We start from the raw sequence: 8,215 nt of genomic DNA, 5'->3' as shown, positions 1-8,215 counted from the left end.
TTCGAACCCCTGGCCTTCTGATCCGTAGTCAGAAGAAAACATCCATAGCGACTTGCTTTGCGTCTCGATCGACGTATATTGTTTCCATGCGGGCCCACCGGGGCACGTGGTGGAACAAAACTAAGAGTCCACCTTTTGGGTACACCTACCTTGGCCGGAAGGAACCATGAACAGGCACATGCAGTTCATCAGGAGAAGACCACAGCACGTCGGCGTTTTGAGCGACGGAATGTGGACCGCCCATGACAGAAGAGGCGCTGGGAGCAATGACGCTCCCGCAGCCTCCCTACACAGGAGACATCACCAGCATGGTTCGCGGTAAGGGCGAAGGCTCCATCTTCAAAGACGGGCGCGGATATTGGACCGCCCGGATTGAGCTCCCCTCCTACGACGGCACGCGCCGCTCCAAGAAGGTGCGGTCCAAGTCGAAGGCTGTCGTCATCGAGAAGATGCGCGACATGCAGAACGAACTGAAGAAGCGCGGCGACCTCCCCACCCGGGACATCACCGTGGAGCAGTGGTTGAACGAATGGTTCACCACCGTCTGCGTGTTCGAGGTCTCGCCGAAGACCTCGAACAACTACAAGTCGCAGATCAAGAACCACATCGTGCCGGCGATCGGGGCGAAGCCGCTCGAAAAGCTGACGCCTGCCGATGTGCGCCGCATGCACGCGTCGATTGCGCAGAAGGGCCTGTCGTCCACGACGGCGCGACTGAATCACCGCATCCTGTCCGGGGCGCTGAAGGTCGCCGTCTCTGACGGGCGTGTTGGCCGTAACGTTGCCACCCTCGTGTCCGCCCCGAGGAAGGCTCCGAACGAACTCACAGCACTCACTCTCGAGCAGGGCGTGAAAGTGTTGCAGCAAGCGCTGGGAGACCGGTACGAGGCCCTGTGGTGGGCTGTGCTGTTCACCGGTCAGCGCGCGGGTGAACTGTGCGGCCTCGAGGTTGACCGTGTGTCTGACTCGCTCGACATCTCGTGGCAGCTGCAACGCCTGACATGGGAGCACGGGTGCAACCCGTGGTGCGGGCGGAAGCTCGGCGCCGACTGCCGCAAACGGAAGATCAGCCACCCCGACGACTGGGAGGGCCGCAACATTCAAGGTGGCCTCTGGTTGACCCGCCCGAAGTCCTCCTCGGGTTGGCGTGTCATTCCCCTGGTTGACCCGCTGGGCCCGATCCTGCGTCAGCACCTCGAACGCACTGCCGACGAGCCGAACCCCCACGGCCTCGTCTGGCACACCCCCGAGGGTGACCCCATTGACCCCCGCCGCGTTCAGGACTGGTGGCACGATCTCCTCTCCCGCGCAGGCGTCCCGCAGGTCCGCTTCCACGACGGCCGTCACACCACCGTTGACCTTCTCCTTGAGGCCGGCGTCGAAAAGGATCTCATCCAGGAGATCATCGGACACTCCACGTGGGAGCAGACGATGCGCTACAAGACCCGCGGAAACAAGAAACGCCTCACCGGGGGCATGGTGCAACTGTCGGACTACATCATGCGGCGAGTCGATGCACGTTCAGAAACACTCGCATTAGCCGAGTAGTGACCCCGAGCTCGAGCGCGAGCCGGTGACAGTCGGGCGTCCACTTCATCAGATCTAAGCACTCGTCTAGGTCAATAAGATTGTCAGCCGCAACCCGGTCGGCCTGGATTTCGTACTTTGGCCTGTCGTCTGGGTGCCCCAGTAGCGCGTGCGCTATGCCGTGCGCTGCTGCCGACCGCTTGTGAACCGTTCGCATCGTGGATCTAATGACAAGGGTCTGATACTCGGGCAACCACTTCTCGTTCTCCGTGCGAATCGGCCTGAATATGACCTCAATGCCGAGCTCGTGAGCGTGCGCAAATGGATCGTACCCGCGGCCAACCTCAGGGTAGGTCTGGTTCGTCGGAATCCAACTCTGCATCCCGGGTAGCTGCTCCACTCAACTGCTCCAACTCTTCGACGGTCATTGCTGCGGCTTGGCGCTGCCGACGCTTCCGCTCTAGGTCATCAGTTGTAGTCGCAGCCTCCGACACTGCGGGCAGGTGAGGGATGAACGCTACGGCCTCATCGAGGAGGGTGGAGGCGTCTTTGGGGCCCCCTATGGCGGCGGCGACATCAAGCAGTTGCGATGTCTTCCAAGCGGACTTGCCGCTGAAGAGGCGCTGCACTCCGACGAGCGGTATTCCGGTGGTGGCGGCGATCTCATCTTGGGTGACGCCGAGGGTTCGCGCGTACCCCTTGATGATTGCGGCGATGGCGCGATCAGCGTCCGTGGTCTGAATATTGCGAGGCATGCCTATCACTATAGACATGCGCGATTTCGGCGTGGCCGTAAATAATTCCAGCATGGCCTTGCACACATCACTATGGATATGTATTCTGTAGCCATGGATAGAAGAGACGAAGCCATCACCGCCAATGTGCGGCATGCGCTCATCGGGGTTGACACCCAGACGGTCGCACAAGCCACCGACATTGACGAGTCCACTCTGAACGAGCGCCTGGCCGGCGTGTCCCCGTTCATGCCGAGTGAGCTCGTCGCTGTCGGTGGCTTTCTTTCGTTGAGCGCCGGCTCGTTCCTGAACGGGGTGGCTGCGTGAACGCCGCGGCCGAGAAGCTCGCGTACACGATCCCGCATTTTGCGGAGGCCGTGGACCTGTCCGTGTCCACCGTGTACGGGGCGATCAATTCGGATGAGCTGGTGCCGGTGTATCCGGCTAAGCGAAAGCCGCTGATCACCCTCGAGGAGGGGTTGCGGTGGCTCCGCTCCCTTCCTGATGTGAGACCCGCCTAGCCAGGCATCTGGGCCTCGTCGTTTTGAACGGCGGCGGGGCCACTATTCGTCGCGCCTTCGGACGCCCGGATCAGCACCACAAGCGCATTCCTGCCCCACTGACTCTGGCGCAAGGGAATGGGTACAACACAACACAGACAAAGGTTCGGAACCGCTTCGAGCACCCCACTGGTTAGGGGTCGCTATCGGTGGTGAAGGGCTGGATGGCCGCCAAGTCCTGATGGGCGTTGAGGCGGTCGTTGTTCGCAAGTTTCGGGTCCCCCTCCACTTCTCGTCATGCAGGGCTAGGGCGGGGTACCTGGGCCGGAACGGGCCGACCTGTACCAGTCGGCAACATTCGCGGGGTTCGACTCCCCGGCCGGTCACGAGCAACACCGCTCACGAGATGGAGGCAAGAGCCCATGAAATCGAAGGAACTGAAGCAGGCACAGGCGAAGGAACGCCAGGCGGAGCACGACGCGCTCACCTGGGAACAGCTTCTCCTGAAGATCAACTCCCGCCCCGGCCTGTCGGCCCGTGAGCGCAAGCGCCACAACTTCTAGGCCGTGAACAAGAGAGCGAAGGAGCTTCTCGATTACGGGGCCCGGTGCGGGTTCGTGAACGAGGGCTTCGATGGTCGCGGCCACTATCTGCTGCGTCACCCGAATGGGGAAGTCGTGAAGGTGGCGTGCACTCCGGGTGACCGGAGGGGTGATGAGAACAACCGTGCTGAGATGCGCCGCAAGTCGGGTGCCGCTCATGACGGCCCGAATTCGGGCAGTTACCGGAGGGGCGTCACGCAGCAGGCGGCCCGCGCTTCGGCGCCGGTCGTGGCCACGTGCGCGAGGTCGCGGGTGCTGCGTGAGTACATCCGATCCGCTGAGCGGGTCACGAATCTGCCTGAGTCGGCCCGTGTGGGGTTGGTGCGGGCCCGAACCGAGCTCGCGGTGCTGAACGCCCGAGCCCAACGAGAGGCGGTGTCAGATGGCATCGAACGTTGATTACACCATCGAGATCCCCGGCGTCTACGACGGATGGTCAATAGCGGTCATCGCGGCTCCGGTCTATGCCTACGTGAACCGTTGGGCCTCCGATGATGACCCTCTAGTGCCCGAGCCTGGCTACGAGCGCCGGTTCGCCGCTACGGAGGAGTACATCGAGCGATCGAAGATTGCGCGTGGTCTCCGCAGGGACGTGGTGTGGGCATGAGCGGCTACATCAAGGACCCTCGCAAGTACGTGAAGCAACGCTTCGAGGAACGCGGCGCCGAAGTCGTCGCCCGTGTCGATCACGGCACCAGGTGGTGTTTCCCGGACGGGAAGCAGATCCACATCCCGGACGGCATCTCCATGGCGTCAGCGCGCCGGTTCGTCCGGGAGGTTGCGGAGCCGCGGCAGATCGTCACCCGGTCGGCGGTGCGGGCGCGGAAGGTTGGCGGCCCGAAACCCGTCCTCGACCTCGCCAGAACCACCCCGTCCCAGCATGCGATTCAACGGATGACGTTGATGAAGCACCAGGTGGGGATCACCCCTGAGGAGTTCGCGTTCGTCCTCAAATGCCCGGAGTCGATCCAGTGGTCAGACCTGCACGAGTCGTGGGTGTGGATGGGCCGGCGCATCGCTGTTCCTGTCGCATTCTCGGCGGATGGGGCGGCGACCATCAAGACCATTCTGTGGTCGCAGCAAGAACTGTGGGAACTGTTTCCCAGAGAGGCGGTCAACGCATGAGAGTTCGAGTTCGAATCCCCCCGTACCACCGAAGCATCCCTGACCGGAACTGCCGCATCTGCGGTGACAACCGGTACCCGCTCGCCCGGGACGGCATCTGCGTGAACTGCCAACCGCCCGACCCGTCCGTGTCCAAACATCCCGTGTTTCAACTGGCCGCCTAGGAGGGCGACATGACTCTTCTTCTCGAAGACACCCGCACCGAGACCATCGCGCACACGGCGACGAGTGACGGCGACCACGACCGGTTCGCGCACTACGTGGCCGCGGCAGACCTGACCGCCATGTGGTTCGAAGGAACCCCTGTGACGGCGTTGTGCGGGAAGACCGACCGCCTCGACCGGGATGTCAAGAAGTACCCGGTGTGCCCCACGTGCAAAGAGATCTACGAACAGATGGAGGACTGACGCATGACCACGATCACCCTGCGTTCCAAGAGCGACGCCAATGTGGTGCTCCCGCCCGCCGAACTGAACCACTCCGATGATGAGTCGTGGCAGCTGCGATTCGCGCCTTTCGCGACCGAGAACGTGTTCTTCCGCGATCAGTGGGAAGAGGTTGACCCGCCGTACGAGCTCCCCACGAATCTCGGCGCCATCGTCAGAGACAAGGTGGGTTTCCACTACACGCGCCTCAGCGCCAACGTGTGGGCGGCCCTCGGGGGCGCGGGGACAATGCACAGCGACACGGCATTCGCGCCCGCATTGAGAGTGGGCAACATCACCACCGTCTTCGAGGGGGTGCCCGCGTGAAGCAACTCATCATCACCCGGGGTGTGCCCGGTGCCGGGAAGTCTCAGTGGGCCCGCGAGTGGGTCGCTGAAGACCCGGCCAGCAGAGCGCGGGTGAACCGTGACGACATCCGCATGCAACTCTTCGGGGTGCACCACGGCTGCGATGAGCGGGCGGTCACGTTCGTTCAGAACGGGTCCGTGCGGGCCCTGATGGTCGCGGACTTCGACATCGTGTTGGACAACACGAACCTGAACCCGCGCTTCCTGAAGCACCTGTTCACCCTTGCGGAGCACCACCGGTACCAGGTGGTCGTGAAGGACTTCTACATCTCCTTCGATGAGGCGGTGCTGCGAGACCTGAACCGGGACCGGCAGGTGGGCGCTGACGTGATCCGCGGCTTCTTCGACCGCTACCTCAAGAACGGCCAGTTCCCGGCCATCGACATCCCCGAGAGGACCGCAGCATGACCGAAATCGACTTCGAACCCTTCCCCAAGATCCCCCGCCTCAACCGGGGCATGTACATCAGCGAGAAGATCGACGGCACGAACGCGGCGGTGATCATCACGGAAGACGGCCGCGTGGCAGCCCAGTCCCGCAACAGGCTCATCACACCCGACGCTGACAACTACGGGTTCGCCCGGTGGGCGTACGAGAACGCGGGCGCGCTCGTAGACACCCTCGGTCCCGGCCGTCACTTCGGCGAGTGGTGGGGGTCAGGCATCCAGCGCGGCTACGGCCTCACCGGGGGCGACAAGCGCTTTTCCCTGTTCAACACCGGCCGGTGGACCCCCGTCGATCTGCAAGACGTGGAGGGCCTCGGAGTCGTCCCCATCTTGCGCATGGACAACTTCTCCACCGCCGTCATCGAAGAGACCCTCGCGGATCTCAAAGCGCATGGCTCGTACGCCGCACCGGGCTTCGACCGCCCCGAGGGGATTGTGGTGTGGCTGTCTGCTGCCCGCACGTTCTTCAAGGTGCTGGCCGAGAACGATGACATCCCGAAGGGGCTCGCAGCATGACCACCACGTTCCCGCCCACCGCCCACACCAACGACCCGGAAGCGTCCCACCTCGCATCCGCGATCGTCGCCAACAGCACCAACACCGAACGCATCCGCGCCGCCCTCCTCCTGCTCCTCATGGAGGACCCCCGGCCCGCGTTCCGTCTCGAGCAGGCCTACTACGAGCTCCGGTACATGAACGGGTGGCCCTCGGTCACGGACGTGTACTCGCTCAGGAGACGCCTTTCCGAACTGCGCATCGCCGGGCTCATCGTGCCGGTGATGGATGGTGACGACGAGGTTCGGGAGACATCACCGACTTCGGGTAAGTCGCAGACCGTGTGGCGTGTCGCATGACGGCCATCGAGTCACCATCCCGAGAGGGCGTCCGCTTCGCGCGTGGCGCCCTCTTTGCTATCCCGGCCGGGGTCATCTGCTGGGGCGGCTGCCTCATCACGATCTGGTGGGCGACGTGCACGCGATGAAGGTGTGCGCGGACTGCCTCTACTTCCGCGCCATCACCTACTTCGACATCAACACCAAGGCGACCACGTGCGCCCACTACACAACCCAGGAGGTCCCGACGTGACCACGATCGAAGCAGCACCCGTCGTCTACAAGCTCGGCGACCCCATCGACGCCAGACGAGGCCCCCAACGCAAAGTCGGCACCGTGACAGAGATCGGCCAATTCGGGGGCGGCTACCTGCACCTCGAGCTCGCCGGGTTCGGGCACGTGACGGTCACAGAGTCGGTGTACCTCCGAGACGGGTGGGACATCAAGATCATCGAGGAAACCCCATGAATAGGCGCAATCACGTGCACTCGTGGGTCATGACATCACCGCATCCGTTCGGGCGGGTTCTGCGGTACAAGTGCACTTCTTGCCCGGCAACCAAACAGGAGCCACGCCTGGATCTCACGACGCAGTGGCCGAATCGCTACAACGAATGGGGGACCTGACCGTGAGCGCCCAAGCGATCCTCGAAGCCGACCTCTACGACGGCCCCGACACCAGACCGGTGTACGAGGTCATCGAACTCCACCGTTCATTCAACGGTGACGAAACCGAAACAGACCTCGGCTGGGGCGGCTACACCGACTACACGGAAGCCCAAGACAAAGCCGACCAGTTGAACGCCAACCACGGGGGCGGGTCCACCGCATTCCGGGTTGTGCTCGCAGAGGAGTGACCGATGGCCCAGACCATTTGGCTTGTCAAAGTGCGGCGACCAGGCGGTGGCTCGTCCGTCATCACGCGCTACGCGGAACTGTCCAGCGCCAACGCTGACGTACGCACCCGAAATGCCGACTACCAGTCCGAAAGCTACTACGTGGAGCGGTTCGACCCGTCAACGGCTGAGTGGCCGGGGGTCGAACGGTGATCGAACGCACCCTCCTCGCACTCGCCGTCATCCTTGCCGCCGCCGCAGTCCTCTGGGGGCGGATCGAGTTCAACCCATGGGTCACCCCAACCGGTGGCCCCTTCACCCTCATCATCCTCGCCATCGCATGCCTCGGCCTCTGGGCCCTCGCCGGCCGAACCGAACGGAGCACAACATGACCACCCCCACCAAGACCATCACCGCCTTCAAAGGCTTCGACCAGAACTTGCAGTGCCGAGGCTTCCAGTACGTCGAAGGGGAAACGTACACACAGGAGGGCCCCGCCGTTCTCTGCGGAACCGGCTTCCACGCAGTCACCCAACCCATCGATGTTCTCCGCTACTACCCGCCGAGCCGCTCCATCTACCACCGCGTCGAGCTCGCAGAAGTCACCGGGCCCCGCACCGGCGAGAACGAAGACTCGAAGGTCGCCGGCCGAAGCATCAAGATCGGCGCCAGCATCTCCCTTCCGGCCCTGATCAAGGCGCAGGTGGAGTTCGTCTTCGCCAACTCCCACCCGGTCAAGGGCGCGACGACGAAGGCGCAGAACGGGCAGGCAGGGACAGATGAGGTGAACGGTGCGGCCACCGCCTCCGGGGACTCCGGTG

At 63.4% G+C, this 8,215-nt stretch carries 18 protein-coding genes; 16 read left to right on the top strand and 2 right to left on the bottom strand.

Features of this window, described 5'->3' with window-relative positions; all coding sequences use genetic code 11:
• Positions 1-242 precede the first annotated feature (242 nt).
• Entirely contained in the window at positions 243-1,547 is a 1,305-nt protein-coding gene (locus ACN4JJ_RS20925) for a site-specific integrase (protein WP_440711826.1), read from the top strand.
• Here ACN4JJ_RS20925 and ACN4JJ_RS20920 read toward each other — a convergent pair.
• Both ACN4JJ_RS20920 and ACN4JJ_RS20915 read right to left on the bottom strand, forming a co-directional pair.
• On the bottom strand, positions 1,498-1,908 hold the full coding sequence (locus tag ACN4JJ_RS20920; protein WP_440711825.1) for an ImmA/IrrE family metallo-endopeptidase: 411 nt from the start codon (positions 1,906-1,908) through the stop codon (positions 1,498-1,500). The two genes, ACN4JJ_RS20925 and ACN4JJ_RS20920, sit on opposite strands and share 50 nt — an antisense overlap.
• A complete protein-coding gene (locus ACN4JJ_RS20915; protein WP_440711824.1) occupies positions 1,871-2,347 on the bottom strand; it encodes a hypothetical protein in 477 nt (158 codons plus the stop codon). Before ACN4JJ_RS20915 ends, ACN4JJ_RS20920 begins: the two co-directional genes overlap by 38 nt.
• A gap of 27 nt (positions 2,348-2,374) precedes the next feature.
• Between ACN4JJ_RS20915 and ACN4JJ_RS20910 the strand changes: the two genes are divergently transcribed.
• From ACN4JJ_RS20910 to ACN4JJ_RS20840, 15 genes are all read left to right on the top strand, one after another.
• Positions 2,375-2,587, top strand: a complete 213-nt coding sequence (locus ACN4JJ_RS20910) for a hypothetical protein (protein ID WP_440711823.1) — start codon at positions 2,375-2,377, stop codon at positions 2,585-2,587.
• A complete protein-coding gene (locus tag ACN4JJ_RS20905; RefSeq protein WP_440711822.1) occupies positions 2,584-2,781 on the top strand; it encodes a hypothetical protein in 198 nt (65 codons plus the stop codon). Before ACN4JJ_RS20910 ends, ACN4JJ_RS20905 begins: the two co-directional genes overlap by 4 nt.
• Before the next feature lie 401 nt (positions 2,782-3,182).
• Entirely contained in the window at positions 3,183-3,323 is a 141-nt protein-coding gene (locus ACN4JJ_RS20900; RefSeq protein ID WP_440711821.1) for a hypothetical protein, read from the top strand.
• Positions 3,324-3,744: 421 nt separating this feature from the next.
• On the top strand, positions 3,745-3,969 hold the full coding sequence (locus tag ACN4JJ_RS20895; RefSeq protein WP_440711820.1) for a hypothetical protein: 225 nt from the start codon (positions 3,745-3,747) through the stop codon (positions 3,967-3,969).
• The gene (locus ACN4JJ_RS20890) at positions 3,966-4,487 is read left to right on the top strand and encodes a hypothetical protein (protein WP_440711819.1); all 522 of its coding nucleotides are present in this window, start codon (positions 3,966-3,968) and stop codon (positions 4,485-4,487) included. The genes ACN4JJ_RS20895 and ACN4JJ_RS20890 overlap by 4 nt, the downstream gene beginning before the upstream one ends.
• 173 nt (positions 4,488-4,660) lie before the next feature.
• A complete protein-coding gene (locus tag ACN4JJ_RS20885; RefSeq protein ID WP_440711818.1) occupies positions 4,661-4,894 on the top strand; it encodes a DUF3039 domain-containing protein in 234 nt (77 codons plus the stop codon).
• Positions 4,895-4,897: 3 nt separating this feature from the next.
• On the top strand, positions 4,898-5,239 hold the full coding sequence (locus ACN4JJ_RS20880; RefSeq protein ID WP_440711817.1) for a hypothetical protein: 342 nt from the start codon (positions 4,898-4,900) through the stop codon (positions 5,237-5,239).
• A complete protein-coding gene (locus tag ACN4JJ_RS20875; protein ID WP_440711816.1) occupies positions 5,236-5,688 on the top strand; it encodes an AAA family ATPase in 453 nt (150 codons plus the stop codon). The genes ACN4JJ_RS20880 and ACN4JJ_RS20875 overlap by 4 nt, the downstream gene beginning before the upstream one ends.
• Positions 5,685-6,242 carry an RNA ligase family protein gene (locus ACN4JJ_RS20870; RefSeq protein WP_440711815.1) on the top strand — a complete coding sequence of 186 codons (558 nt, stop codon included), beginning with the start codon at positions 5,685-5,687 and terminating at the stop codon, positions 6,240-6,242. The genes ACN4JJ_RS20875 and ACN4JJ_RS20870 overlap by 4 nt, the downstream gene beginning before the upstream one ends.
• Positions 6,239-6,580 carry a hypothetical protein gene (locus ACN4JJ_RS20865; RefSeq protein ID WP_440711814.1) on the top strand — a complete coding sequence of 114 codons (342 nt, stop codon included), beginning with the start codon at positions 6,239-6,241 and terminating at the stop codon, positions 6,578-6,580. The genes ACN4JJ_RS20870 and ACN4JJ_RS20865 overlap by 4 nt, the downstream gene beginning before the upstream one ends.
• A 228-nt stretch (positions 6,581-6,808) precedes the next feature.
• The gene (locus tag ACN4JJ_RS20860; protein WP_440711813.1) at positions 6,809-7,027 is read left to right on the top strand and encodes a hypothetical protein; all 219 of its coding nucleotides are present in this window, start codon (positions 6,809-6,811) and stop codon (positions 7,025-7,027) included.
• A 160-nt stretch (positions 7,028-7,187) separates the two neighbouring features.
• Positions 7,188-7,415: a hypothetical protein gene (locus tag ACN4JJ_RS20855; protein WP_440711812.1), complete on the top strand. Its 228-nt coding sequence runs from the start codon at positions 7,188-7,190 to the stop codon at positions 7,413-7,415.
• Positions 7,416-7,418: 3 nt separating this feature from the next.
• On the top strand, positions 7,419-7,607 hold the full coding sequence (locus tag ACN4JJ_RS20850; RefSeq protein WP_440711811.1) for a hypothetical protein: 189 nt from the start codon (positions 7,419-7,421) through the stop codon (positions 7,605-7,607).
• Entirely contained in the window at positions 7,604-7,786 is a 183-nt protein-coding gene (locus tag ACN4JJ_RS20845) for a hypothetical protein (RefSeq protein ID WP_440711810.1), read from the top strand. The genes ACN4JJ_RS20850 and ACN4JJ_RS20845 overlap by 4 nt, the downstream gene beginning before the upstream one ends.
• The coding region (locus ACN4JJ_RS20840; protein ID WP_440711809.1) for a DUF7666 domain-containing protein at positions 7,783-8,215 on the top strand (433 nt) is incomplete at its 3' end. The genes ACN4JJ_RS20845 and ACN4JJ_RS20840, both read left to right, overlap by 4 nt.

The sequence above is a fragment of the Herbiconiux dendrobii genome (genome assembly GCF_052048175.1).
GTDB lineage: Bacteria > Actinomycetota > Actinomycetes > Actinomycetales > Microbacteriaceae > Herbiconiux.
The sequence above is the reverse complement of the archived record's forward strand: the minus strand, read 5'-3'. Positions and strand labels throughout refer to the sequence as shown.